The following is a 25,147-nucleotide window of genomic DNA, read 5'->3' as shown; positions in this document are numbered from 1 at the left end:
CGCATGGAGCATCAGTTGAGCAGCGTCCCGGCGGGCCGCTGCCAGATGCTCTCGGCATAGGCGTCGCCGCCCTGAGGCCAGACGTCGCCATCGCAATGCGCCGTGCCCGAGATCGTCGCGCTCTGAACCGCCGATGCGCCCGCAGGCTGGGCCACATGGGCCAGCGACGCCAGCAGCGCCGAGGTCAGCGCCATGGCCAGACTGCCGCCTTCCGAGGTCATGTCCTCCTCCATGCCGGGCAAGAAGACCGAAGCCAGCCAGGCCCCGTCAATCGAGCGCGACATCAGATAGCTGGCCTCTTCGGGCAGCAGCGCCAGCGCCACGCTGTCCAGCGCGCCCTGTTCGATCAGACATTCGATCCGCGCCATGGGCGGCAGATGCGACAGGATAACGCTCAGATCGAGCCCGGTGACATCGCTGCGGCTTTCTGGGGCCTGCATCATCAGGGCATGGGCAAGGCGCAGGCAATCGCCTTCGTCATCCGATTCGGAGAGCACACAATCACGGCACAATTCGGCAAGGCGCAAACGCCATTCGCTGATTGTCATGGTCAGGGCCTTGGTGGGTGTGTTGGTGCGTTGGGTCATGTCCATCTCATCCGCCGCGGCGCAAAGGGAATCAACGATAACGGATCTAGTAAACGGGCATAAACTGTTCCGGTTTGAGACTTAACACGTAGTTATCCATAGTTTTCTCGCGGAAGGCGTCGCAAAACGGGACGGTTTATTGCCTCCATTTCCCATCTATCCACCCCTTGCGCGCCCGCCCGCCCATCGCCTGCGAATCACAAATCCACCAATATTTCGCAAGTGCAGCAATGCATTTTACCGCAACTTTGCGGCGCAGCATGCAATTCCTGTTGAAGATCGGGAGGATTTGTATTAATTGCCAAGACAAGCCCAATAAGGGCAACCAACAGAGGATTTGCCCAGACCTTCGCCTTTGGCACGGGTTTTCGTAAATCACTGATGGTAAGGACAGACCAACTGTTCGCAGGAGAAGATGCCATGCGTTTCATGCTCGCCGCATTGTCGGCGGCCGGGGCCCATTGTGCCTCGGTTACAGCAAGATGCCCGGATCGCATCACCGATGCGACAGCGGGCCGGTGGGTGGGGATGAACCCGGCTGCCATGGAGTTTGGTCCGCCTGGCCAGAATGCGGACAGCAAGCCGCATTGAGGAACCAGTTCATGAGCGGCCGGGCGGAGGCACCGGCTCAATAGAAAAATTACCCACGCCCACTGCGTCCGGGGTCGTCAGGGTCCAGCCGCTGCTGGCTTGCCCCCTGTCAGCTCAGCGGCTGAAGGCAGTGGGATTACCGGAAGAGCAGGCGCGAGGCGAATGCGTCTTCCGTTCCCGGCATTCCGGCATGCCGGATGTGCGAAAAAGGAAAGTTGGCCGTCCCCGCCGGTGGGACCCACAATTTTCCGATCGCAGCCCCAAGTGGCTGCACCCCCTTCACTTGCGTTTTTACGCAAGTGAACAAGCCGGCAGCGACGCATCGACCCCATCGCTGCCGGCTTGCTTTCTTTTTGTGCATTTCTTTTCAGGCAATCACGTCAAAGGCCGTCGAGGGATGATCCCCGACGGCCCTTTCGCGCAGGCACGAGAGCCGCGAGAAGCGGCCCCCTTTCCGATCAGAACTTCACGCCCAGCTTGGCATAATAATAGCCGCCGTTGATCCCCACCGAGGAGAAGGAGGGATACTGGCTGACATAGGCGGTCGAGGCGACATTAAACTGCTGCTGACGGGCAAAAGCAGGGATCTTGTCAGGATAGATGCCGAACAGGTTGTTGGCGCCCACCGAGAACTTGATGTCGCGGGTAAAGGCATAGGTGGCTTCAAGATCGGTGACGAACTTGGTGCCGACGCGCTGATAGTAATCTTCGGCGGTCTGAGCGGTCTGAGCCAGCAGCTTGGCCGGACCATAGACCGATTCGCGCAAGTTGATGCTGACCTTGCCGCTTTCCCAATAGGTGTTGAACGTTGCGCGCCATTTGGGCGTGGTGTCGGTCAGCGCCGATTGCGAATATTTGTCGAAGATGCCCTGACGTGAATTGATGTTCGAGGGCGGGGCGTTGATCGCCTTGATCGAGGTTTCGTTGTAATTGGCCGACAGTGAGAAATCGACCCGCCCGCCAACCGCATGGGTGTTATAGGTCGCCAGGAAGTCCACCCCGCGCGTCAGCGTGCTCAACCCGTTGACGAAGGAGTTGATGGTGAGCGAGCCCGACTGGCCGCCGTTGATCGTGTCGATGATCGAGGTGATCGGCACACCGTTGTTATACAGCGCGGTCAGAACCGAGGGCGAGACGATCACATTGCTGGAGCAACCCGCCGCCGAGAGCGCCGCATTCAGATCGGTCGAGGGCGAATAGCCGCCGGGCAGATATTTGCAGTTGTTCGAATAGCCCAGGAAGCCCGAGGACTGCACGATACGGTCGCGCAGATAGATCGAGTAGGCGTCGATCGTGATCGTCAGCTTGGGCAGCGGGTTGAGCACCAGACCGAAGCTGAGGTTGGTCGACTTTTCCGGCTTCAGGCCCGAAATGCCCAGCGCCTTGGCACCCGCCGAGTTGGGCGCGAAAATGCCCGAAAGCGAAGCCGGGCCCACGTTGATGCCCGAATAGAAACCTTCGGCCAGCGTGGGGGCACGGAAGCCCGTCGAAATCGTGCCGCGCACCGCAATCGCGGGGCTGAAGTCATAGCGGCTGGTCAGCTTGAAGACGGTGGTGTCGCCAAAGTCGGAATAGTTTTCGTGGCGCACCGCGCCATCGACCAGCCACTTTTCAACCGGCTTCAACGAAATATCGAAATATTGCGAGAAGTTGGTGCGGCTGTTGTTGCTGGCATTGGCTGGCGAATAGCCGAAGAAGGACTGGATGCCGCCGCCCAGCTTGCCGGTACCGACATAATAGGAGGCCACTTCACCCGCGCCCAGCGCATAGGTGTCGCGGCGCCATTCGCCGCCCGCAGCCAGATGGACCGGTTCGGACAGGCCGACTTCCAGCTCATGCGTGCCGTCGAGGTTGACGGTGAACTGCGAGGCGGTGAACGAACCGTCGAACACATCGCGCGGGGTGTAGCCGGCGCGGGTGGTCGTCGAAGAATCGTAGTAAAGCGCGGCATTGGCCGAGTTCACCACGTAAACCTTGTTGATGTCCTTGCCATAGGTGGCCGACAGATCGACGGTGGACTTGCCGAAAGTGCCCTTGATCCCGCCGGTCCAGGCAAAGTCGGTTTCTTTCAGCGCTTCAAGCGGCGAGAAGCCGGTGGGGAAGGGAATGTCGCCCGTGGCCACGCCTGAGGACGGCGCCACCACCGCGCTCTGCCCATAAACCACGTTGGGCAGGCGATAGTTCTGATAGGTGCTGCCGGTGCGGGTCGAATAGGAACCGAAAGAGTAGATCTCGATGTCCTGAATGCCGGTATAGCCCATGTTGTAGAACATGTTGGTGAGCGCCATGCGGCCATCGCCAAAGATGCGGTTCACATAGGGATAATTGGCCGCAGAGGTCAGGCCCGGAAAGCGCGAGAGCAGCGTGGCCCCCTGCGTTGTGCCCGAAACCACGCGCGGATCGACATCGCCGCGGAAGCTGTAATCCTTGACCTTATGCTGCACGGTCAGGTTCAGGTACATATTCTCGACCGGCGCCATGCCGATATTACCCGCCAGTTCATAGTTGAACCCGTCGCCGGCATAATACTGGCCGACCGAGCCGCTGATATAGCCGCCCTTGTCCTTCTTTTTCAGGATCAGGTTGACCACGCCCGCCACCGCATCGGTGCCGTACTGCGCCGCCGCGCCATCCTGCAGCACTTCGACATGCTCGACCGCTTCCATGGGAATGAGGCCCATGTCGGGAGCGGCAGCGCCCGTCCACATCGCATTGGTCACCACAACGTTCGCGGTGCCATGGCGGCGCTTGCCGTTGATCATCACCAGCGTGTGGTTGGGGTTCAAACCGCGCAGCTTCACCGAAGGGTGGAACGCGGTCATATCATTGCCGAAGGTCTGAATCTGGATGCTGGGCACCGAGAGCGCGAGCGCGGTGTTGATGTCCGAGCGGCCCGCGCGGGCCATCAGGTCGGAGCTGAGTACCTGAACCGGAGCCGGGCTGTCACCCGCCTTCAGGCCCGTAGTGCGCGTGCCGGTCACGATGATCGCGGCGCCTTCCTCGGGCGCGGCGGCGGCGGCAGGCTCTGCGGCATAGGCCGAGGTGGCGCCCAGAACAGTGCTGGAAAGAAGTGCGGCAATCGCAACCTTCTTGATGGCTTGCATGAAAGTCCCCCTGAACTGGCCACGCATGCTGCAATGCAACAAGCATCCATCACCAAAAGCGCCTTCGCTTATGGTCTGGTACGCGGCAAAAATCGTAAAACATTCGCGACGAGGGCGGCCAATGCAGTTTCCCTCTACATCGTCGCCTTTCGCAAATGCACAATTTTCCGTCCTAAATGCCCATACGCCGATTTGCGTACCGACCTGTCAGGTGGCGAAACTGGACTGTTCAACGCGCAAAATCGCGACAATATGGACACAGTTCTTCTGCCCGAAATGGCGCGTGTTACGTAAAACGAGGAAGCCTATTATGCTGCGTAAAATGCTGAAAACCGCCGGCTGTGCCGCTTTGCTGCCGATCCTGATGGCGGCCGCTCCGGCCCAGGCGCAGGTGACTCGCATCAAGACCAACCCCGGCGCCTTCATTCTGGACGGCGTGCGCGTGGCGCCCGGCAATGAAATCTACTTCCTCTCGGGCCAGTTGGCCTCGCCCATCGACCCGGCCAAGGCCACCACGATGGAAGATTTCGGCGACACCAAGACCCAGACCGTCAGCGTGCTGAACAAGATTAAGAAACAGCTGGAATCGCAAGGCTATTCGATCAAGGATGTGGTCAAGATGACGCTGTTCATCGCGGCCGACCCCAAGCTGGGCAAGATCGACTTTGCCGGGGCCAACGCCGGTTTCAAGGAATTCTTCGGCAGCGCGGAAAACCCCGACACCGTGGCCCGCTCGGCATTTCAGGTGGCAAATCTGGTGGCCCCGCAATTCCTGATCGAGATCGAGGCAATTGCCGCCAAGAAGCCTGCGCCCGCCCCCAAGGCCAAGAAGTAAGCCTTTAAGGACCGCACCGGTCCCGGCGCGATGGTCGGACCGGTGCCTGTCGCCGCGTCATTCTTCGCCATTCAGGTGGCGCGGCGACAGTTTTTGATGTTGGGCATGACACATCCGTGCCACGCCCGGCACCAGCCCTCTCCCCCGGCCTTGCCACCCACAGGGTACACTCAATGGGTGGCAAGGCCGGGGGAGAGGGCTGGTGCCACAGGCCAATCGTGGAGGCCGATTTGCCAACCAACAGACAGCTTCAGGCATAAGCCTAAAGCGCGCCCAAGCCCTTACTGTTCGATAATCCGGATCGCGATGGCCGCGGCGGCAGAGCGCTTTTCCACGCCCAGCTTTACGTAAATCCGCTCCAGGTGCTTTTGAACCGTGCGCGGCGAAATATCCAGCACATCGGAAATATCGTTGCTGGCCTTGCCATAGCCCACCCACAGCAGCACCTCGGCCTCGCGCTGGGTCAGTTCCAGACTGTCGCGCAATTTGGTGACATTCTGCTCGTGGCTGATTTCGTTGAGGCGGATCAGCACCTCATTCTCGCGGTAATGGGCGATCACCAGCAATTCGAGCGAGCTTTCGCCAAATTCGCCCTTCACCGCCGAACCCGGCTTGCCCCCGCGCTGCAAAAGACGCTCAACCAGCAGCGCCACCGCAGGCGGCAGTCCCCCTTCACGGCTCCAATCGGGCACCAGCCGCGCAATGGCCTGTTCGGCGCGCGGCGTACACCACAGCATCCGTCCCTGCGCATCGGTGGCCATCATCAGGCGGCCGGTGGCGTCAAGGCTGGCCACGCTGGCATGCATCGCGCGGCTCTGCGCCATATGCACCCGCACCCGCGCGATCAGCTCCATCAGATTGACCGGCTTGCGCACATAATCGGTGCCGCCAACCTCAAAGGCCTCGACCACATGCTCGCTCTCGGTCAGGCCCGTCATGAAGATCACCGGCACATTGGCCAGTTCGGGCCGCGCCTTGATCCGGGCGGTGGTTTCAAACCCGTCGATGCCGGGCATCACCGCATCCATCAGGATCAGATCAGGCAGGATATGGCCCAGCAGATCGAGCGCGGCCTGGCCCGAGGTTGCCACCAGAACGCTCAGCTCGGCGCCTTCCAGCGCGGCGGTGAGCATGCGCAGCGAATCCGGTTCGTCATCGACGACCAGCACGGTCTGCGTATGGACAGGCAGCGACATGCGGTTAGCACTCCTCAAGTATGCGCGTCATGCCGCTCAGATCAAAACGATCCAGGCATGTAAACAGTTTTCCGGCCAGTTCGGCAGTTTCGGGCTGGGCCGCCAATTGGCGGATCTCCTGCTCAAGCCCACGCACATAACCTATTCTAAGCAATTCGCGAAGCCTTGCCGTACGGTCTGTTGTCTCGATTGTGCCGGAATCTGACACGGGCGCCTCATCGCTTGCCGCAAACAAAGGCAGAGGCGAACGCGCAGGTTCGGATTCGACCCCCCATGCCAGATCGAGCAAGCCCCCGATCGTCTCAATCAGCTGATTGAAGGCAACAGGCTTAACCAGGAATTGATCATGTACGGGCTTGCGCGTTTCGGGCCGGTGGAATTCGCCCGCATTGGCCGAAAGCATGAGGATACGGATATCCTCACCAAAGCGGTCGCGGATATGCTGCGCCGTGGTCCAGCCGTCGATACCGGGCAGCGAAATGTCGAGGATCGCCAGATCGAAGGCGGGCGAGCTTTCGCTCTCCGCCAGCGCCACCGCCGTTTCGCCATTGGGCACCGCCTGCACCACAAAGCCCAGCGAAGAGAGCAATTCGGTCAGGAACTTGCGCTGCTCACCATCGTCATCGCAAATCAGCACATGGCGGCGGCGGCCCAGATAGCCGCTGACTTCGCGCTTCTTGGCAGGCTGGCTGGTGGTCTGCGCCACCTCGCCGAGCATGATGGTCAGGCGGAAACAGGTGCCTTCATCCGACGTACCCGCCAATTCGAGCTGGCCGCCCAGAATGCCCATGATCGCGCGCGCAATGGCCAGCCCCAGCCCCACGCCGGGCCGCGAATGCAGCGCATCATTGCCGCCGCGCTCAAAGGGTTCAAAGATCGCGCGCTGGTCTTCCTCGCGGATGCCCGGGCCGGTGTCGCGCACCTCAAAGGTCGCCACCTGTCCCGAATAGCGCAGGAACAGCGTGACCGACCCCTGATCGGTATATTTGACGGCATTGAGCAGCAGGTTGAGCAAGACCTGTTTCAACCGGCTTTGGTCCATCCGCACCACGGCAGGCAGGCGCCCCTGCGTTTCGTAGTGGAATTCCAGCCCCTTGGCGCTGGCGGCGGGACGCACCATGCGGATCAACTGCTCAATGAACTGATCGAGGCGCACCGGCTCGGGCTTGACCCGGATCACGCCCACCTCGACCTGCGAAATGTCGAGCAAGGCTTCGACCAGGCTGGTGATATGTTCGGAACAGCGGCGGATGACGGTGGCCGCCTCCTGGGCGCCCGCGCCATCGTTGCGCTCGACCAATTGAGCATAGCCATAGATCGCGTTCAGGGGTGAGCGGATCTCGTGGCTGACATTGGCCAGATAGCGGCTCTTGGCCTCATTGGCGGTTTCGGCGGCCTGTCGGGCTTTGACATGATCATCGATGGTCGATGCCGCCTTGCGCCAGCGGGCATGGCATTCCTGCCATCGGCGGAACATATAAAGCCCCAGCCCCGCCAGCGCGGGCATCGCCGCCAGCGTGACGCCATGGGCCATATCAAACGGATTTTGCAAAAGATCGAGGCCGGTCACCGCCTCAACCACCAGACCGCCCATCAATCCGGCGCCCAACAGCCGCCTTGCTCCGATTTCGGCGGTGTCGAGATAGTCCAAAGCGTCGACCTGACTGAGCGCGTTTTCCGATGCTTTGGGATAATGGGGCATGATCAAGCGACATCCCCCATTTTCGTCCCCGGGCGCAGGGCGCAAAAACCGCCCCCCGGAATCAGGGTGCCGCCCGAAGGCAGCAAGGCCGCAAAGGCCCGCCCGCGTTCAATTCGACCCATTTACAACCCTGCCTTGATCTTATTATTCTTTAATATCGTTTGTTGCACTTTAGAAACAGACTGGCAAGCGCTCATCGGCTTAACGCTATACCGCCAGCGCGGCCAAACGCCCCCTATTGCCATCACGCACCACCAACAGCGCCAGCGTTGCCACCAGCCCGAAGCCACCTGCCACGATGAAGGCGGGCGCATAGCTGCCCCATTCCTGACGCACGAGGCCGCCGCCAAAGGCCGCCGCCGCCGCGCCCACCTGATGGCCCACCGCCACCCAGCCGAACACCACCGGCGCCTCACCCTCGCCAAAGCTGCGATTGGCGATGGCAAGCGTCGGCGGCACGGTGGCGATCCAGTCCAGCCCGTAGAAGATGGCAAAAGCCCCCAGCGAGAAAGGCCCGAAATCCATGAACGGCAAAGCGATCAACGACAGCCCGCGCAAGCCGTAATAGACCGCCAGCAGATAGCGCGGATTATGCCGGTCGGTCAGCCAGCCCGAAGCGGTCGTGCCCACCAGATCGAACAGGCCCATCAGCGAGAGCAGTCCCGCCGCGGCCACCGGGGCAATCCCATGATCGCCGCAAAACGCGATAAGATGCGTGCCCACCAGCCCATTGGTGGTCAGCCCGCAGACAAAGAACGTGCCGAACAGCAGCCAGAACGTGCCATTGCCGCGCACCTTCCACAGGATATGGAGCGCAAAGAGCGGGCTGCCGCTCTGCTTGCGCGCCGGGGTTGCGCCCGGTTCTTCGCCAAAGCGGCCCACACCCGCGCTGGCCGGGCTTTCAGGCACCAGAAACGCCACCAGCGGCACCAGCGCAAGGCAGGCGATGCCGACCGTACGCACCACACCCACCCATGCCCCGCCCTGCGCCAGCCAAGCGAGGAAAGGCAGGAAGATCAGCGATCCCGTCGCCGTACTGGCGGCGAAAATGCCCATCACCAACCCCTGGTTGCGCGCAAACCAGCGGTTGACCATGGTCGCCCCAAGCACGCTGGCGACCATGCCCGTGCCAAGGCCGGAAACCACGCCCCATGTCGCAGTGAATTGCCAGGCTTGCGTCATATACTGGCTGACCAGCGCCGAAGCGCCCATCAGCGCAAGGCCCACCATCATCACCCGCCGCACGCCCACGCTCATCATCAGCGCGGCGGCAAAAGGCCCGACCAGACCATAGAGAAAGATCCCCAGCGCGGCCGTGGCCGAAATACTGGCCCGGTCCCAGCCGAAATGGAGTTGCAGAGGCACGATCATCACGCTGGGCGCGGAACGCACGCCCGCCGAGACCAGCAGGGCCAGAAAGGTGATCGCCGCCACCAGAAAGGCGGGGTGGAACCGGCGGCTCATGCCCTTGCCTCCCGGCCAAGATTGATGATCGCCCCGCTCATCTCCATCAGCCGCGCCCAGCCGTCCTCGCCCAAGCGGCCATGGATCTGCGCCTGCAAATCCTCCCAGTCCGGCTCGGCAAGGCGCAGCATCGCCTGCCCCTCGGGCGTGATCTGCGCCAGTCGCGCCTTGCCCGGACCATCGGCAATGCTGACCCATCCAGCCTCTTCGATCGTGCGGATCGTGCGATAGAGCGAGGTGCGGTCCATCACCAGCAAGGTGGCCAATTGGTTGAGCACAATCGCCCCCGCCCGCTCGATATTGCGCATCAGCGCAAACTGGGTGGTGGTGACGCCATGGGGCGCAAGCGCTGCGTCATAGAGCCGGTCGAGCGTGCGGGTCGCCTTGCGCAGGCTGGTGCAGGCACAAGGCGAGCCTGAGAGGGATTCATGATGCATATACATCATATCACCCGCCCAGGTCCTCTTGTCAATCGCGCCTTACTTGACCGCCGTGGCCGCCAGCGGATCAATGCGGATCGCGGCAAGCGCGGCATGATCCTCGGGCAAGGGCTTGGCACCGGCCGGATGGCCATTGATCTTCAAAAGATAGGCCACCAGCCGCCCATTATCCTTGGGCTCCAGCGTGCCGGGCGCGAATTGCGGCATGGCGCGGGCCAGATAATCGGACAGGGCCGCCAGGGATTCCCGCCCCCAATTGCCCATGAACTTGCCCTTCAACGCGGGCACTTCCCACGTGCCCTCGGCCTGCTTGCCATGACACATGGCGCAGCGCTCGGCAAAGACCGCCGCGCCCTCGGCGGCCTGCGCCTCGGTGTAAACGCCATTGGCTGTGCCCGCCGCATAGGCCGGAACCGCCGCAAGAGTGAGCGCGCCCGCCAGCGTCAGCTTGCTGATCCGCTTCATCACGCGATCCCCTTCATGCCCGCCATGATCGGCTCGACAATCTTCATCACCTCAAGGATCGGCGCCGGATCGGCCAGCTCCATACTGTCACCCACGCCGAACATTTCGCCCAGATCAATGGGGTTGTTCATCACCACGATCCCGTCATTCTTGGCCATCAGCGAGGCGTTTTTGTAGCGCAGCGAATAGGGCGCGTCATGCTGCGGCACCAGCCATCCGGTCTGGCCGCGCACGGGGAAGACGGTCTTGTCGCGCCACAGGTCGCGCGCGGCATAGCCGGTGGCGTTGATGACCACCTTTTCCTTGAGCTGGCCATATTGCGAGGGGTCGTTGAAATCACGCATCACCATCAACCCGCCGTGCTGGTAAAACTCGGTCAGAAGATGGTGTGCGTAAGACGGGAAGTTGAAATGCATTTCCGACGAGCGGCGCGTATAGGCCACCGGGAACGGATTTTCCGCCGTGGGCAGCATCACCGGATCGGGCACCAGATCCTTGATCCGATCCATGAAATGCGCCCATTCGGACTCCTGCAAAGGCAATCCGCCCGGCTCCCACGCGCCCTTGATGGCCGGGTCGGCATCGTGATGCTTTTTGACCGGCGGCGCATCGGACAAGGCATAGGCATCCTGAAACACCACCGGATCGCCCGGCAGGCCCAGCATCGAGCGAAAGCCTTTCCATGACAGGCGCGTCATCTGTTCCCACAGATCGCCAAAGCCCGCCCCGGCGGGCGCCGAGAGCGCCACGCGCGAATCCGGCGTGAACGAGCCATGCGCGCGGAAGGATCGCGTGCGCTGGATCACATCGCGGGTGTAGATCGTGACCTTGAGCCCCGCCCTTTGCGCCACCACCGCCGTGGTCAGCCCGATAATGCCGCAGCCCACCACCGCGATTTCCGAGGGCAGCACCGACAAAGCCTTGCCCACCGCGACCTCGGCGCTGCCCCAAGACAGCGACCAGCCCGAGCCGCCATGGCCGTAATTATGCACGACCAGCGTATCGCCGATCATCTGCGTGCCAAGGTTTGGCCCCGCCGCGCGCACCGGGCGGATGCAGCATTTCATGTCGATCAACTGATCGGGCGTCACCCGCATCGGCGTGAGGTATGGCCGCCGGGGCGCAGGACCGGCAGAAGCCACTTTGCCCGCGCTGCAGGCCGACAGCGCCCCCACCGCGCCCAAAGCCGCGCCTCCGCGCAGCATCTCGCGCCGCGCAAGATTGGCTTGCGGATACCAGTTCTGACGGCTCATCGTGATCTCCCCTTGGCGGCGCGAAGCTGCAAGGGGGCAACGTTAAAGGGAATGGCGCGAATTGCGTATAGAAATTCGCGCCTTATTCCATGCGCGTCTTATTCCATACTCTGGCCGGTGACAAAGGCGCGCACCAGCGGATGGTCGGCATGGTCCAGCTCATCGGCCCGCCCGCGCCACACGATCCGCCCATTGTCCAGCATTGCCAGTTCGTCGGCAATCGTGCGGGCCGAGGCCATGTCATGGGTGATCGACACGGCGGTGCAGCCCAGCGACGTCACCCGGTCGCGGATAAGCTCGTTGATCGCGCCCGCCGTGATCGGATCAAGGCCCGTGGTGGGTTCGTCAAAAAACAGCAGGCTGGGCGTGCCGACAATGGCGCGGGCAAGCCCTGCGCGCTTCTGCATCCCACCCGACAGTTCGGAAGGATAGCGATCGGCCACTTCGGGGGCGAGCTTGACCAAAGCCAAAGCCTCGACCGCGCGATCCCTCGCCTCGGCCCGGCCCACGCCATCGGCGTTTATCAGGCGAAAGGCGACATTTTCCCAGACCGGCAGGCTGTCGAACAGTGCCCCGCCCTGAAACAGCATGCCGATGCCGCGAAAGCTGGCGCGGCGCTCGGCCTCGCTTTGCCGCGTCACGTCCACGCCATCGAGCAACACCTGCCCGGCATCGGGCTTCATCAAGCCCAGCGCCAGTTTGAGCGTCACCGACTTGCCCTGGCCCGAACGCCCCAGCAGCGCCAGCGAGCGCCCCGGCGCCACCGCCAGCTCCAGCCCCTCCAGCACCACCTGCGCGCCGAAACGCTTGGAAATGCCCGTCCATGCGATTTTAGCCGTTGTTGTCATTTCAGGGCAAACACCGAGGTCAAGAGATAGTCCGCCGCCAAGATCAGCACAGCAGCCGACACCATGGCCGAAGTGGTCGCCCGGCCCACGCCGCGCGCGCCGCCCTTGGCGCTGTCGCCGTGATAGCAGCCCATCAGGCCGATGATGAAACCGAACACCGCCGATTTGATAAGGCCCGATTCCACGTCCCACGCGGTCAGAAAGTCCATCGTGTTGGCGATATAGATGCCCGGCGACAGGTCGATCAGGTAATTGGACACCTGCATCCCGCCAGCGACCCCGATGATGTCAGTAATCAGCGTGAGCAACGGCAGGCTGATCGTGGCCGCAATCAGGCGCGGGGCGATCAGATAGCGGCGCGGATCGGTCGACAGCGTGACCATCGCATCGATCTGTTCGGTCGCGCGCATCGCCCCGATTTCCGAGGCCATGGCCGAGGCCACGCGCCCCGCCAGCATCAGCGCGGCCAGCACCGGCCCCAATTCACGCGTGATGCCCAGCGCCACGATCTGGGGCAACACGGTTTCGGCGTTAAACCGATCCCCGCCCGAATAGATATTGAGCGCCAGCGCCGCGCCCGTAAACCACGCCGTCAGCCCCACCACCGGCAGCGAGAGGAAACCCACACTGGCGAATTGGGCGATGATCTGGCGCGGATACCATGGCGGCGAAATGGCCGCCGCGATCCCGCGCGCGGCAAACAGCCCCACGCGGCCAATCGCGCCAACGCCCTCCAATGTGGCGCGCCCAAGGGCCGCCACCGGGTTTGTGGAAAACAGCCCCATGGCTTACATCTCGGGCAGGTCGGCGGCGGCCTTGGGCGCAGCAGGGGCAGGGGCAGCAGCAGGAGCCTTGGCCGCGCTATCGGCAGAAGAAGCGGCAGCAGGCGAACCGCTTTGCGGGCGGATGAATTGCCCGATCAGGCCGAACAGATCGACCGCGCCCTGCGTGTTGTTGATCTCGCCGCCGGGCTTGAGATCATCCTCGGCCCCGCCCGGCATCAGCGCGATATGCGCCCCGCCCAGCAGGCCGTCGCTGGTGATCTTGGCCGTCGAATCCGAAGGCAGCTTCACATCCTTGGACAGCGAGAGATGCATCACCGCCAGATAGGTCTTGGGATCAATCGTCACATCGCTGACCGATCCCACCTTGACCCCCGAAACGGTGATCTTGGCGCCCGGCTGAATGCCGCCCGCCTCGCCAAAGCGCGCGCTCACCTCATAGGTGCCGCTGCTGTGCTTCAACCCCGAAACACCAAGAGCATAGGTAAGCATCAATGCAGCAAAGGCCAGCACGGCAAAGCCCATGATCGTTTCGGCCCAACTTGCCCTCATGCGTCTTTCCTACCTTTTTCTTGTGCTTACTTGCCGCTGCGCAGGATCTTGCCCGTGCCGCCATCCTTTATCAACTGCGCGATCAGCACGTCGATCTTGCCGCCATTGTTGTCGATGGTCGAGACGAAATCGGTCTGCTGGGTAATGGCCAGCCAGACGCCCGAAACCTGAACGTCGACAACCTTCCAGCCCGAACCGTCATTGAGCACGCGCCAGACCAGATTGGTGGGCGCGCTCGACCGGCCGCCGGCCAATTGCGTGGTGACCAGCACATCGCCGGGTTTACGCACCAGAGAGCCCAGCACCACGACCTTTTCGCCGTGATAGTCGTCGATCCGGCTCATATAGACGCCCTCGGCATAGGTGCGGAAAGCGGCGGAAAAGCGGTTATACTGATCGGGCGTTGCGCTGCGGGCATATTTGCCCATCACGAAACGCGTCACCTTGGGCACATCGATCAGACGGTTGATAAGGACGCGAAAGGCCTCCTTCTTGGCCGCATCATTTCTGGTCCGGTCGTTCAAAACGGCCAGAACCTCGCGCGCGCCTTGTTGCACAAAGGCTTCGGCATTGGCGTCGCGGGCGGATTGGGCAAAAGCCACAGGCGCGGCAACCGGCAGCGCGGCGGCAACCACACCTGCTACGCCCAGCGCGAAAGACAGCTTCAGATCAGCGCGAAACATCGGCAGCTCCATGACCAGCATCGGGGGAGGGAAGGCATTGGCCTGCCGGTCGCGGCACCCCTTGGCCGCGACACAGGTTTTGGTCAATGCCCAAGCCCCGCACCAACGCGTGAAGAAAATCCGCCGGACCGAAAAATCCGGCGTTTGAAAAAGCGGCGCCGAATCAAAAACCCGGCGTTTTTTAACAGGCAAGCCGAATCAGAAATCCGACCTTTTTTATAAGGTTGGCCGAATCAAAAATCCGGCAGTGCCGCCGCCTTACCTGTGGCGTCCTGAACAACGGCTGCACGCTGCTGGCTATAGGCCGCGCGGGTGAACGCATAGGGATCGGACGCGCCATAGATGGCCGACATCGTGCCGTCATTCTTTTCGCGCCAGTTGATCCCCGCCATCGCAAAGCGCGCCGCGCCGCCCGGCGAGGTGAAGATGCCGCCGATCACAAAGCCCACCGGATCGGTGAACGTATCGACCAGACGGCCAAACCCGTCGCGCACATTCGACGGTCCAAGGAAAGGCAGCATCACATAAGGCCCTGGCTTTGCGCCATAGCGGCCCAGCGTCTGGCCGAAATCGGCAGGGCGCCGCCGCAGCCCCCCCGCCGAGGCGACATCGATCAGGCCGCCGATGCCGATCGTCGAATTGATCGCAAAGCGCACCGTGGTTTTCAGCGCGCGCCCGATCTTGAGCTGGACCACCTGATTGATGGCGGTGCTCGGCTCGTCCAGATTGAGGATGGCATTGTTGACCCCGGCCCGGAAAATCTGCGGTGTCACCGCGCGATAGCCATGGGCGAGAGGGGCCAGCATCTTGCGTTCAAAAAAAACGTCAAAGGCGAAAATGTCGCGATTGGGCTTGTGCCATGGATCGCGCAGCAGCATCGGCTCGCTGGCCGGAGCAGCATCGACGGGTGCGACATCGGCAGGCACAGCACCGGCAGGCGCGGCATTGGCGGGGCCGTTATCCGCAGGCGGAGCGCTCTGCGTGGCAGGGGCCTCGGCCTGAGATGCGCCGGGCGCGGCCTGCTGGGGATCGCCCGCACCGCCGTCCAGCGGCAGAGCCGCGATATGAGGCGCGTCATTTGCCTGCACCAGCAGCGATGAACCAAGAGCGGCCGGAGCCGTAACCGGGACGGAGGAAACGCTGGCCAACAGCAGGGCCGATAGGGGCATTACGATCATATCCAAGCTTCCATCATTATGCCCGCCCGCAGAAACGCCACCCCATGGCGGTCCTGAGTTTGAGCATCACCCGAATCCCCTTCCCTGCGCCAGAGCATTTTTCTTGCAGCAAAGCAATTCCCGCCAGAGGTCGCCCGCCGCCATACGTTGCGTCAAACTGCCCCTTTGCGTCCTTGCTGCCCATGCTAGACAGGCCCCGGCGCAGGCGCAGATGGGGAGCAGGGATGCGATTGACAATAGGCATGGCGACTTTGGCCTTGTCGGTTTCGGCCTTGGCTACGCCGGGTCTAGCCGCGCCCCATAAGGTGACAATCACCCGCGACACTTGGGGCATTGCCCATATCCGGGGCGAAACCGACGCCGATGCGATCTATGGCATGGTCTATGCGCAGGCGCAGGATGACTTCAACCGGATTGAGGTCAATTACCTGACCAACCTTGGCCGCATGGCCGAGGCGGAGGGGGAAAAGGCGATCTGGCAGGATTTGCGCCAGCGCTTGTTCATCGACCCGGCGCGGCTGAAGGCCGATTATGCGCGCAGCCCGGCCTGGCTGAAAGCGATCATGGATGCATGGGCGGGCGGGCTGAACGCCTATCTGGCCGATCATCCGGAAACAAAGCCCCGCGTGCTGACGCATTTCGAGCCATGGATGGCGCTCTCCTTCACCGAGGGCAGCATTGGCGGCGATATCGAAGGCATAGCCCTTTCCCAGCTCGAAGGCTTCTACACCCACCACAAGCTGGCCATGACGGGCGAGGAGCGCGGGCTGATTTTCCGCGAGCCGCAGGGGTCGAACGGTTTCGCCATCGCGCCGGGGCACAGCGCAAGCGGCCATGCGCTGCTCTATATCAACCCCCACACCACTTTCTATTTCCGCTCCGAACTGCAGATGACCAGCGCGCAAGGCCTCAACGCCTATGGCGCGGTGACATGGGGCCAGCCCTTTATCTATCAGGGTTTTAACCAGCACGCGGGATGGATGCACACCTCCAGCGGCATCGACAATGTCGACGAATATGCCGAAAGCATCGTCGAAACGCCGCAGGGTAAAGCATATCGATATGGCGCACAGACCCGCCCCCTGATCGTCAAACCGATCACCCTGTCCTATCGCATGGCCGATGGCACGATGGCGCAGCGGACCTTTGAAACCTATGCCACCCACCATGGCCCGATCATCCGCGAGGAAGGCGGCAAATGGATCGCCATATCGCTGATGAACAAGCCCGTGCCCGCGCTGGAGCAAAGTTTCCTGCGCACAAAGGCGCATGATCTGGCCGGTTTCCTGAAAATCGCCGGGCTGAAGGCCAACAGTTCGAACAACACGCTGTTTGCCGATGACAAGGGCCATATCGCCTATCTCCACCCGCAATTCGTGCCGATCCGCGATTCTCGTTTCGACTGGCGCGCGCCGGTGGACGGCTCCGATCCGCGCACCGACTGGATGGGGCTGCACCCGCTGTCCACCCTGCCGCAGGTGATCGACCCGAAGAATGGCTGGGCCTATAACACCAACAATGCGCCGTGGAGCGCGGCGGGCGCCGATTCGCCGCGCAAGGGCGCGTATCCTGCCTATATGGACGAGGTGGGCGCCAATCCGCGCGGACCTCATGCCGAGCGCGTGCTGGCCGCCACGCCGCGCTTCACCCTCGAGAGCCTGATTGCGGCGGGCCACGATCCATGGTTGCCCGCGTTTGACCGGATGCTGCCGCGCCTGTTTGCGGCGGACGCCGCCGCCCCCTCGCCCGCGCGCGCCGAGGCGATCGCCCTGCTCAAAAGCTGGGACCATCGCACCTCGACCGCCTCCACCGCCGAAACGCTGGCCATCGTCTGGGGCGAGAACCTGTGGGCCAAGGGGGCCGAAAGCGCCAAGAAGCAGCGCATGAGCCTGTGGGACTGGATGGACGAACAGGCGACGGGCGAACAGCGCCTTGCCGCGCTGGACGAAGCCATGGCGCGGCTGACCAAGGATTTTGGCGACTGGCGCGTGCCATGGGGCGAACTCAACCGCTATCAACGCCTGACCGGGGCGATTACCCAGCCCTATGACGATGCAAAGCCCAGCCTGCCGGTGGCCTTCACATCCTCGCAATGGGGCGCGCTGGCCGTGTCGAGCGGGCCGCGCGTAGCCGGAATGAAGCGCTATTACGGCAACCGGGGCAACAGTTTCATCGCCGCGGTCGAATTCGGCCCGCGCGTCACCGCCCGCGCGATCAGCACGGGCGGCGCCAGCGGCGACCCCAAATCCCCCCATTTCACCGATCAGGCGCAGCGCTATCTGGCGGGCGATCTGCGCCCGGTCTGGTTCTATCCGGCGGACATCAAGGCCCATGCCGAAAGCACTCGCGTGCTGACCCGGCGTTAAACCGAAAGTGTCCCCAAGATGCCCCCATCGGCCGCCCAGCTTTGCGCGGTCACATGGGACGCATCGTCAGACAGCAGGAAAGCGGCGACAGCAGCCGCCTCGGCGGCGGTGCCGATGCGGCCCTGCGGCACGCGGGCGGCCATGGCGGGGCGCTGCGCCTCGGGCACATCGGCCAGCATCGGCGTCTCGATAAAACCGGGCAGCAGGCAATTGCAGCGCACGCCAAAGGGGGCAGCCTCCATCGCCACCGCGCGCGATATGCCCAGCGCGGCGTGCTTGCTGGCCACATAGGCGACATTGGCGGCCATGCCCCGCACCGAGGCCAGCGACCCGGTGATCAGGATCGCGCCCCGCCGCCTTTGAATCATGCCGGGCAACACATGAGCGATGGCCCAGAACAGCGAGGTGGTGTTCACCCGCATCACCTCGTCAAACATCGCATCGCCATAGGCCGAAACGGGCGCAAAGGCCCCGCCGGTGCCCGCGTTGAGGAAAAGCCCGTCAATCGGGCCGTTCTGCGCCTCCAGAGCATCGAGCGCGGCGGTCAATTGCGCTTTGTCGCCCACATCCGCCGCCGCCCAGGCCGCGTTCAGCGCCCCGCCCAGATCGCGCAGGATCCCCTCGCGCCGGGCAATCAGGCCCGGCCTGCCGCCCCCAGCCGCGATCCTTTCGGCGGTGGCACGGCCGATGCCGGTGCTGGCCCCGGTGATGACGATATGGCGGCCTGCGAAATTCATCCTCTTCTCCCATGTTTTGATCTGGCGCCCACTTTGTATTTATTCCTGACAAAAATCCAGTATCGTAATCACGATGGGTGACTTGTTGATTTCAATAAGCTAGACTTTGTGCAAACAATTGCAAAACACCACAGGGATGCCCATGTCCAACGCCGAACTTTCGCCGCTGTTCTTTCTGGCCATGGCCGCCATTCTGGCCGCCTCGCGCATCGTGGGCTGGGCGGCCCGGCGCTTTCTGGGCCAGCCGCAAGTGGTGGGCGAGATGATCGCGGGCGTGCTGCTGGGGCCTTCGCTGCTGGGCTATCTGGCGCCAGGGGTGGAGGCGATGCTGTTCCCGCCGGAATTGAAAAAGATCCTGTATGTCGGCGCGCAGCTTGGCGTGGGCCTCTATATGTTTCTGGTCGGCCTGACCTTCAGCCGCGAAGAGTTCAGCATGAACGCCGGGCGCGCGACGGCAGTGTCTGTGGCGGGCATGGCTGCGCCCTTTGCGGCGGCCGCAGCGATGGCGCCCTGGCTGATTTCGCAACCGGGCCTGTTCATGCCCCATGTCGGCACGGCGCAGGCCAGCCTGTTTCTGGGCGCGGCGATTGCCATCACGGCTTTTCCGATGCTGGCGCGCATCATCCATGAGCAAGGGCTGGCGGGCACTCGGATGGGCACGCTCAGCCTTGCGGCGGGCGCGATCGGCGATGCGGGCGCGTGGGTGGTCATGGCACTGGTGTTGGCCAGCCTAGGCGCGGGGCCTGCCGTGGCGATCAAGGCGGGCGGCGGCGGGCTGGTCTTTGCGCTGGTAATGGTGCTGATCGCGCCGCGCCTGCTGGCGCCGCTGGGCCGCCGCGCCGAGACGCGGGGCATGGACGACGGACTGCTTACGCTGGTGCTGGGGCTTTTCCTGCTTTGCGCATGGGCGATGGATGCCTGCGGGATGCACGCGGTGTTTGGCGGGTTTCTGCTGGGCACAGCCATGCCGCGCGGCGCTCTGGTCGAGGGGCTGCGTACACGGCTGGAGCCCTTTGCCACCACATTCCTCCTGCCGATGTTCTTCACCTTCTCCGGGCTCAACACCCAGCTTCAGGTGCTGGGCCATCTCGATCTGGTGCTGGTCACGCTGACGATCATGGCGGCGGCCGTGCTGGCCAAGGGTGGCGCGTGCTATCTGGCCGCGCGCCTGTCGGGCGAGGACAATCGCAGCGCGCTTGGCATTGGCGCCCTGATGAACGCGCGCGGGTTGATGGAGCTGATCATCATCAACATCGGGCTTCAGGCCGGGATCATCGGGCCGGGCCTGTTTGCGATTCTGGTGCTGATGGCGATTGTCACCACACTGATGGCCTCGCCTCTGCTGGCGCTTTCACGCCGGTTTGGCTGAGGCCAGGGCCGATGCCTGGGGCTTGCCGAAAGGCCTGTTGAAAGGATTACGAGTTTTGTCGCTTTTTTGCCTTGCCATCGCGCCCCGCTATAGCTAAACGCCCGCCTCACCGCTGGAGTGCCGCTTTAGCTCAGCCGGTAGAGCACATCATTCGTAATGATGGGGTCAGGTGTTCGAGTCACCTAAGCGGCACCATTCCTCCCTTCGCCAAAGTTCGCTGAAGGTTGAAAAAATCCCGGAAATCTGCCACTTTAAGCACTGGCCTAGCCGTCAGTGTTCACCTTCGTTCGTCCATATTCGGCGCACGAATGGGGCCTGTCTGGGGGCCTTTTAAAAAGCCCCATTTCGAAAGGCCCCCAAATGGCTCTGACCGATTCTGCGATCCGTGCTCTTAAGCCTCGCGACAAGCCCTACAAGGTGACCGATGAGAAAGGCCTCTACCTGCTGGTGACCCCAAACGGGAGCCGCCTTTGGAAGCACAAGTTCCGCAACGAAGTGGGGGCCGAAAAGAAGCTGTCTTTGGGGGCCTATCCCGATGTCAGCCTGAAGGAGGCGCGTGAGGCGCGTGATCGTGCTCGCTCCACGCTGGCCAAAGGCACAGACCCGGCGCGCAAGAAGCAACTCGACAAACGGGCTGCCAAAATCAACGCAGCCAACACATTCAGCGCGATCGCCCAAAGCTACATCGAGAAAAACCGCAACGACGGGAAAGCCGATGCCACCTTGCGCAAGCGCGAATGGTTCTTGAGCCTTGTAGCGAAGGCGATTGGCAACCGCCCTATTGCCGATATTGAACCCTTCGAAATTCTCGACGCCGTGCGCCCTTACGAAGCAGCGAAGAACGATGAGAAGGCTCATCGCACCTTGCAGTTTGTAGGGCAGGTGTTTCGCTACGCCGTCGCCAACCAAATCGCTCCACGCGACCCCACCCGCGACTTGCGCGGCGCACTGGCCAGCCGCAGGCCAAAGCATCTTGCCGCCATTCTCGAACCGAAACGGGTGGGTCAACTCCTGCGGGCGATTGAAGGTTATGAAGGTCAACCGTCCACTCTGCTGGCATTGAAGCTCTCGCCTCTGGTCTTCGTGCGTCCCGGCGAATTGCGGCGCGCGGAATGGAAGGAAATTGACCTGGACGATGCGGTCTGGCGCATTCCTGCCTCCAAGATGAAAGGTCGGGTCGAACACGCGGTGCCTCTTTCGCGGCAAGCGATAAATGTGTTCGAACAGGCCAGATTGATCTCCAGTCATTCGACCTACGTCTTCCCGTCGATCCGGACGCCCCGCTCCCCAATGTCGGAAAACACGGTCAACGCAGCCCTCCGACGCTTGGGCTACTCTGGTGACGAAATGACTGCACACGGCTTCCGGGCGATGGCCAGCACCCTGCTCAACGAATCCGGCAAATGGTCCTCCGATGCGATTGAGCGGGCGCTGGCCCATGGCGACAGCGACAAAGTGCGCGCGGCCTATCATCGCGGGGCGCATTGGAAAGAGCGCGTCGAGATGGCGCAGTGGTGGTCCGACTATCTCGACGCGCTGCGCGACGGTGCCGCGATCCTCCCCTTCCCCGATCAGAAGCATGGCTAGGGGCGATGCTGCTGTCCACGCTCAAGCATGGCTTCCAGACTGGCCAGCGGGATCAGTGTCGCCCTGCCGATCTTGATCTTGGCCAGTTCACCTTCGGCGATAAGGGCATAGAGCTTGGTGCGCCCGAGGCCAGTCATGCGCAGGACCTCGGGGATGCGCAATGCCAGCGGTTTAGGCAGAATGGGCGCAGCGTCCATTGGGGCCACGGAGGGCGAAGCGGGTGGGATGCGCTTCTTCATTGGGGTGCATCCTCTTCCGTGGTGACGCCCCGCCATGCTTGGTCGAGCCACTGCCGCAGCAGGCCCGATAAGGGGGAATTGGCGGCGCGCGCAGGTCGCATCAAAACGGTGCGCAGCCATCTGTCAGGAAGGAAATTCATTCTGGACATAGGGAAGGCCTTCTCATTGGAAAACCTTCGCCGGGGTCATGAAGCACCGTCGAGGATACAGGCGCATAGCCTGCATTTCAAGATCGGCTTTGAGGCGCATGGCGCGACTTCGGGTCCGGCAGCCTCCCTGAAAGTGGACTCATTCCGGGAAGAGCATTCCCCTGCCCTTTCGAAACGCTACAAAGGTGGATGGTACACGTACAACCGGAAAAAACAGTTCTCTTTCCGCTGTTTGACGCTACGCCTGTCGAGGCTCGTGTGCCCCGTACAACACCACACCGGAATCATGTCATACACGGACGACAGATACAACAGTCTGATTTCCATGCGGAAACTGGTCGCAGCACGCGTGCGTAGGGTCCATTACAACTTACGCCCGTCGGGGCGTGCGTCCGACTTCCCGCATGGGCCTGTCCCATGCGCCCGCAAAGGACTTTCAGGGGTGGGCAAACCACTGGCTTTATGGGATGATTCGTCGATGTCAGGGGCGGCGCCTTCGGGGGCTTTGGCGGAAGCGAAGCCGATGACAAAACCCCTTGGGGTAAATCCCCGCGTGTCCTGGGGATCGGAAGGCCATGCAGGGGTGCAACCCCCTTGCCGCCTTCGCCCAATTCAGTTGCGCGGGCCATGCAAGATGTTGTTAGGATGAGGTGATGAAGACCGGTCTCGATCATCTGCCAGCCCCTAAGCAGCGCGAACTCGACCGCGTGGTGCAACTGCTGTTCGAAGAGTTCGACGGCGCACACATGGATGCCAAAGGCAGACGCAGGACTGGGAAGATCGTCAAGATCATTCTCTATGGCAGCCATGCGCGCGGCGGATGGGTGGACGAACCTCACACCACCAAGGGCTATCGTTCGGACTTCGACCTGCTGATTATCGTCAGCCAGAAGGAACTTGCTGACCGTGCAGCCTACTGGACCCGCGCGGATGAACGCCTGATTGAGGAGATGATCGCGGGGCGGTTGCGGACGCCGGTCAATTTCATCGTCCATTCGCTTCAGCAGGTGAACGACGGCCTCTCCCATGGGCGCTTCTTCTTCATGGACATCGCCCGCGAGGGCATCGCGATCTACGAATCCGATGACCGTGAGTTAAGCAGGCCGGTGCCAAAGACACCGCAGGCTAATCTCGATATGGCGCGGGAGTATTTTGAGGAGTGGTTTCCGGGCGCCATGCGCCGGAATGAATTTTTCCGATTTGGGTTGGAGAAAGGGCACCTGAAAGAGACGGCCTTTGAACTCCATCAAGTGACCGAGAGTCTATACAACTGCGTCCTGCTGGTCAGCACCTTCTACACGCCACACAACCACAATATCGTCTTCCTGAGGACTCAGGCTGAGCGGCTGGACCTTCGACTGTTCAATGCATGGCCCCGTGAATTGCGCAAGGATCGCGCCCTGTTCGAGAAGCTGAAGGACGCTTACGTCAAAGCCCGCTATTCAAAACACTACCGGATCAGTGCCGAGGAACTGTCATGGCTGGGGGAACGGGTCGAGGTACTTGGCCGCATTGTTCATACCATTTGCACCGAACGTTTGGCCGCGCTGGAAACTGCTGTGAAGGGGTGATGACCTCTTGGCCATCACCCCTTCGATCTTGCCTGCCTTCGCGCCCCTCGCCCACGCCACGGGGCGACACACAGCCTCCCCACACCCTTTCCGCGCCTGTCCTGCTTTCATGCCGGTTGTCTTACTGTCAGGGCTCCTCCAACCCCTTATTCAGCTTGCTGAGAGCCCCCGCCAAAGCGGTTTCCACCTCTCCGATGCTCACCCCCAGCCGGAAGGCGATGGCACCATGGCTGAGGCCATCCGTGGCGGAAAGGACATAGGCTGCCCTCTCCACCATCGGCAAAGTATCGAGCAATTTGATCAGGCGCTGGCGTTGCCCTGCGGTCCGATCCTGAGGATGGTCCCGGTGCGGTTGATCGCGCCCCATGGCCTATGCCCTGCCGCTGAGATCGGACACGCCACCGTTCCGGTTCAACGACATTTCCGCCCAGGTGAGCGAACCCAGTCGCCGCGCCGTCTGGGTCCATAGCGACAGCGGATGATGGGTTGAAAAGTGCTCGTCCCGCTCGATCCGCAAACCTAAGGGCAGGCGCACCGAGGCAATTTCGTTCAGCGAGAAATAGCCCAGCTCCGGACAACCGAAACCCAGATCAGCAATACCAAACAGGGCATCACCATCCTCGGCAAGCTCCGTCGCCAGCCATGTTGCCGCACCGCAGGGATTGAACAGTTTGAGCACAGGAACCGGATCGGGTGCGGGCAGATTATCGCGCTGCGCCACCCTATGGAAAGCACCATTGACCAGCAGGGCCACGCGGATCTTTTCGGGCAGAAGGATCATGCCGCCGCCCTCCCTTCGGTGATAGAGCATTGCTCAGGCCCCGACGTACCCGTGCTGATCTTGGCCGCTCTATGTTCGGCATGCCTCGCCAGCAACCATTCGGCGGCCTTGCTGGCCTGACTGGCGGCGCGGAAGATTGCCCGGTTGTCCTCGCGCAGCACTTCCAGCCATGAACCAAGGTAATCGGCATGGCGCACGGTCGGGACAATGCCCAGCGCCGCGCAGAGGAAAGCCGAACCCATTTCCGCCACGAGTTCCTCGCGGGCATAGTCCTTGCTGCCAAAGGGATTGGTGAGCTTGCGATCCAGCCGTGAGCTATGGCCCACGGCATGACAAAGTTCATGCAGGGCGGTGCGGTAATAATTGACCTGCTCAAAGAAGGCCGGTTGCGGAGGCACCTGCACATAGTCAGCGGAAGGGACATAGAAGGCCTTGCCCCCGCCAATGCGGAAGGGAACGCCTGAAGCGGCGATGACTTCCTCGGCCACCGGCACGATCTCGCGCTCAGGCAAGGGGGCAGGATCACCAAACAGGTCTTTGCGCTGCCCTTCGTCCAGCCCCTCACATTGGGCCAGTAGGGTAGGCCGGCAAGGTCTCAGAGAGAACATTGCTCGCCCCCCCTCCGAACCGGACGTGCACCTTTCAGCGCATCCGGCTCTCCACGACTG

25 protein-coding genes and 1 tRNA gene are annotated in these 25,147 nt (G+C 62.3%); 7 read left to right on the top strand and 19 right to left on the bottom strand.

Annotated elements, in window-relative coordinates; translation table 11 throughout:
• Positions 1 to 11: 11 nt before the first annotated feature.
• The 3 genes from FHW96_RS18425 to FHW96_RS18415 all read right to left on the bottom strand — a co-directional run bounded on the left by FHW96_RS18425 (position 12) and on the right by FHW96_RS18415 (position 4,282).
• The gene (locus FHW96_RS18425) at positions 12 to 587 is read right to left on the bottom strand and encodes a hypothetical protein (protein ID WP_172342050.1); all 576 of its coding nucleotides are present in this window, start codon (positions 585 to 587) and stop codon (positions 12 to 14) included.
• A gap of 197 nt (positions 588 to 784) precedes the next feature.
• Entirely contained in the window at positions 785 to 1,132 is a 348-nt protein-coding gene (locus FHW96_RS18420; protein ID WP_172342049.1) for a hypothetical protein, read from the bottom strand.
• Between the two features lie 504 nt (positions 1,133 to 1,636).
• The gene (locus FHW96_RS18415) at positions 1,637 to 4,282 is read right to left on the bottom strand and encodes a TonB-dependent siderophore receptor (protein ID WP_172342048.1); all 2,646 of its coding nucleotides are present in this window, start codon (positions 4,280 to 4,282) and stop codon (positions 1,637 to 1,639) included.
• A gap of 33 nt (positions 4,283 to 4,315) precedes the next feature.
• Between FHW96_RS18415 and FHW96_RS18410 the strand changes: the two genes are divergently transcribed.
• Both FHW96_RS18410 and FHW96_RS18405 read left to right on the top strand, forming a co-directional pair.
• The gene (locus FHW96_RS18410; protein WP_172342047.1) at positions 4,316 to 4,576 is read left to right on the top strand and encodes a hypothetical protein; all 261 of its coding nucleotides are present in this window, start codon (positions 4,316 to 4,318) and stop codon (positions 4,574 to 4,576) included.
• Positions 4,577 to 4,592: 16 nt separating this feature from the next.
• Positions 4,593 to 5,117 (top strand): Rid family hydrolase, encoded by a 525-nt coding sequence (locus FHW96_RS18405; RefSeq protein WP_172342046.1) that lies wholly within the window; start codon positions 4,593 to 4,595, stop codon positions 5,115 to 5,117.
• A gap of 281 nt (positions 5,118 to 5,398) precedes the next feature.
• On the opposite strand, the gene FHW96_RS18400 is transcribed toward FHW96_RS18405, so the two are convergent.
• The 11 genes from FHW96_RS18400 to FHW96_RS18350 all read right to left on the bottom strand — a co-directional run bounded on the left by FHW96_RS18400 (position 5,399) and on the right by FHW96_RS18350 (position 15,680).
• Entirely contained in the window at positions 5,399 to 6,313 is a 915-nt protein-coding gene (locus FHW96_RS18400; RefSeq protein WP_172342045.1) for a DNA-binding response regulator, read from the bottom strand.
• A 4-nt stretch (positions 6,314 to 6,317) separates the two neighbouring features.
• Complete coding sequence (locus FHW96_RS18395) at positions 6,318 to 8,015, bottom strand: ATP-binding protein (protein ID WP_172342044.1); 1,698 nt, start codon at positions 8,013 to 8,015, stop codon at positions 6,318 to 6,320.
• Positions 8,016 to 8,222: 207 nt separating this feature from the next.
• Positions 8,223 to 9,479, bottom strand: coding sequence for an MFS transporter (locus FHW96_RS18390; RefSeq protein ID WP_172342043.1), 1,257 nt, complete (start codon positions 9,477 to 9,479; stop codon positions 8,223 to 8,225).
• Complete coding sequence (locus tag FHW96_RS18385; RefSeq protein WP_172342042.1) at positions 9,476 to 9,916, bottom strand: MarR family winged helix-turn-helix transcriptional regulator; 441 nt, start codon at positions 9,914 to 9,916, stop codon at positions 9,476 to 9,478. Before FHW96_RS18385 ends, FHW96_RS18390 begins: the two co-directional genes overlap by 4 nt.
• A gap of 42 nt (positions 9,917 to 9,958) precedes the next feature.
• A complete protein-coding gene (locus FHW96_RS18380) occupies positions 9,959 to 10,384 on the bottom strand; it encodes a c-type cytochrome (RefSeq protein ID WP_172342041.1) in 426 nt (141 codons plus the stop codon).
• Entirely contained in the window at positions 10,384 to 11,637 is a 1,254-nt protein-coding gene (locus tag FHW96_RS18375) for an FAD-dependent oxidoreductase (RefSeq protein WP_172342040.1), read from the bottom strand. The genes FHW96_RS18380 and FHW96_RS18375 overlap by 1 nt, the downstream gene beginning before the upstream one ends.
• Before the next feature lie 98 nt (positions 11,638 to 11,735).
• On the bottom strand, positions 11,736 to 12,485 hold the full coding sequence (locus tag FHW96_RS18370) for an ABC transporter ATP-binding protein (protein ID WP_172342039.1): 750 nt from the start codon (positions 12,483 to 12,485) through the stop codon (positions 11,736 to 11,738).
• The gene (locus FHW96_RS18365; protein WP_172342038.1) at positions 12,482 to 13,270 is read right to left on the bottom strand and encodes an ABC transporter permease; all 789 of its coding nucleotides are present in this window, start codon (positions 13,268 to 13,270) and stop codon (positions 12,482 to 12,484) included. The genes FHW96_RS18370 and FHW96_RS18365 overlap by 4 nt, the downstream gene beginning before the upstream one ends.
• 3 nt (positions 13,271 to 13,273) lie before the next feature.
• Complete coding sequence (gene mlaD, locus FHW96_RS18360) at positions 13,274 to 13,819, bottom strand: outer membrane lipid asymmetry maintenance protein MlaD (RefSeq protein WP_172342037.1); 546 nt, start codon at positions 13,817 to 13,819, stop codon at positions 13,274 to 13,276.
• Positions 13,820 to 13,845: 26 nt separating this feature from the next.
• The gene (locus tag FHW96_RS18355; protein ID WP_216650959.1) at positions 13,846 to 14,589 is read right to left on the bottom strand and encodes a phospholipid-binding protein MlaC; all 744 of its coding nucleotides are present in this window, start codon (positions 14,587 to 14,589) and stop codon (positions 13,846 to 13,848) included.
• Positions 14,590 to 14,735: 146 nt separating this feature from the next.
• Entirely contained in the window at positions 14,736 to 15,680 is a 945-nt protein-coding gene (locus FHW96_RS18350; protein ID WP_172342036.1) for a VacJ family lipoprotein, read from the bottom strand.
• A 224-nt stretch (positions 15,681 to 15,904) separates the two neighbouring features.
• Between FHW96_RS18350 and FHW96_RS18345 the strand changes: the two genes are divergently transcribed.
• On the top strand, positions 15,905 to 18,046 hold the full coding sequence (locus FHW96_RS18345) for a penicillin acylase family protein (protein WP_172342035.1): 2,142 nt from the start codon (positions 15,905 to 15,907) through the stop codon (positions 18,044 to 18,046).
• Here the strand turns inward: FHW96_RS18345 and FHW96_RS18340 are convergent.
• Positions 18,043 to 18,783: an SDR family NAD(P)-dependent oxidoreductase gene (locus tag FHW96_RS18340; RefSeq protein ID WP_172342034.1), complete on the bottom strand. Its 741-nt coding sequence runs from the start codon at positions 18,781 to 18,783 to the stop codon at positions 18,043 to 18,045. The two genes, FHW96_RS18345 and FHW96_RS18340, sit on opposite strands and share 4 nt — an antisense overlap.
• A gap of 142 nt (positions 18,784 to 18,925) precedes the next feature.
• On the opposite strand from FHW96_RS18340, the gene FHW96_RS18335 reads away from it, so the two are divergent.
• The 3 genes from FHW96_RS18335 to FHW96_RS18325 all read left to right on the top strand — a co-directional run bounded on the left by FHW96_RS18335 (position 18,926) and on the right by FHW96_RS18325 (position 21,739).
• On the top strand, positions 18,926 to 20,152 hold the full coding sequence (locus FHW96_RS18335; protein WP_172342033.1) for a cation:proton antiporter: 1,227 nt from the start codon (positions 18,926 to 18,928) through the stop codon (positions 20,150 to 20,152).
• 119 nt (positions 20,153 to 20,271) lie between these two features.
• Positions 20,272 to 20,347, top strand: a tRNA-Thr gene (locus FHW96_RS18330).
• 165 nt (positions 20,348 to 20,512) lie between these two features.
• A complete protein-coding gene (locus tag FHW96_RS18325) occupies positions 20,513 to 21,739 on the top strand; it encodes an integrase arm-type DNA-binding domain-containing protein (RefSeq protein ID WP_172342032.1) in 1,227 nt (408 codons plus the stop codon).
• Here FHW96_RS18325 and FHW96_RS18320 read toward each other — a convergent pair.
• On the bottom strand, positions 21,736 to 21,978 hold the full coding sequence (locus FHW96_RS18320) for a helix-turn-helix domain-containing protein (protein ID WP_253951059.1): 243 nt from the start codon (positions 21,976 to 21,978) through the stop codon (positions 21,736 to 21,738). The two genes, FHW96_RS18325 and FHW96_RS18320, sit on opposite strands and share 4 nt — an antisense overlap.
• A gap of 802 nt (positions 21,979 to 22,780) precedes the next feature.
• Here FHW96_RS18320 and FHW96_RS18315 point away from each other — a divergent pair.
• Positions 22,781 to 23,698 (top strand): nucleotidyltransferase and HEPN domain-containing protein, encoded by a 918-nt coding sequence (locus FHW96_RS18315; RefSeq protein WP_172342031.1) that lies wholly within the window; start codon positions 22,781 to 22,783, stop codon positions 23,696 to 23,698.
• A 127-nt stretch (positions 23,699 to 23,825) separates the two neighbouring features.
• Here the strand turns inward: FHW96_RS18315 and FHW96_RS18310 are convergent, their stop codons facing one another.
• The 3 genes from FHW96_RS18310 to FHW96_RS18300 form a co-directional block, all read right to left on the bottom strand.
• The gene (locus tag FHW96_RS18310) at positions 23,826 to 24,065 is read right to left on the bottom strand and encodes an RNA polymerase sigma factor (RefSeq protein WP_172342030.1); all 240 of its coding nucleotides are present in this window, start codon (positions 24,063 to 24,065) and stop codon (positions 23,826 to 23,828) included.
• A 3-nt stretch (positions 24,066 to 24,068) separates the two neighbouring features.
• Complete coding sequence (locus FHW96_RS18305) at positions 24,069 to 24,479, bottom strand: DUF2958 domain-containing protein (protein ID WP_172342029.1); 411 nt, start codon at positions 24,477 to 24,479, stop codon at positions 24,069 to 24,071.
• The coding region (locus FHW96_RS18300; protein WP_253951058.1) for an ArdC family protein at positions 24,476 to 25,147 on the bottom strand (672 nt) is incomplete at its 5' end. The genes FHW96_RS18300 and FHW96_RS18305, both read right to left, overlap by 4 nt.

This window comes from Novosphingobium sp. SG751A (assembly GCF_013149295.1).
Taxonomy (GTDB): domain Bacteria; phylum Pseudomonadota; class Alphaproteobacteria; order Sphingomonadales; family Sphingomonadaceae; genus Novosphingobium.
The sequence above is the reverse complement of the archived record's forward strand: the minus strand, read 5'-3'. Positions and strand labels throughout refer to the sequence as shown.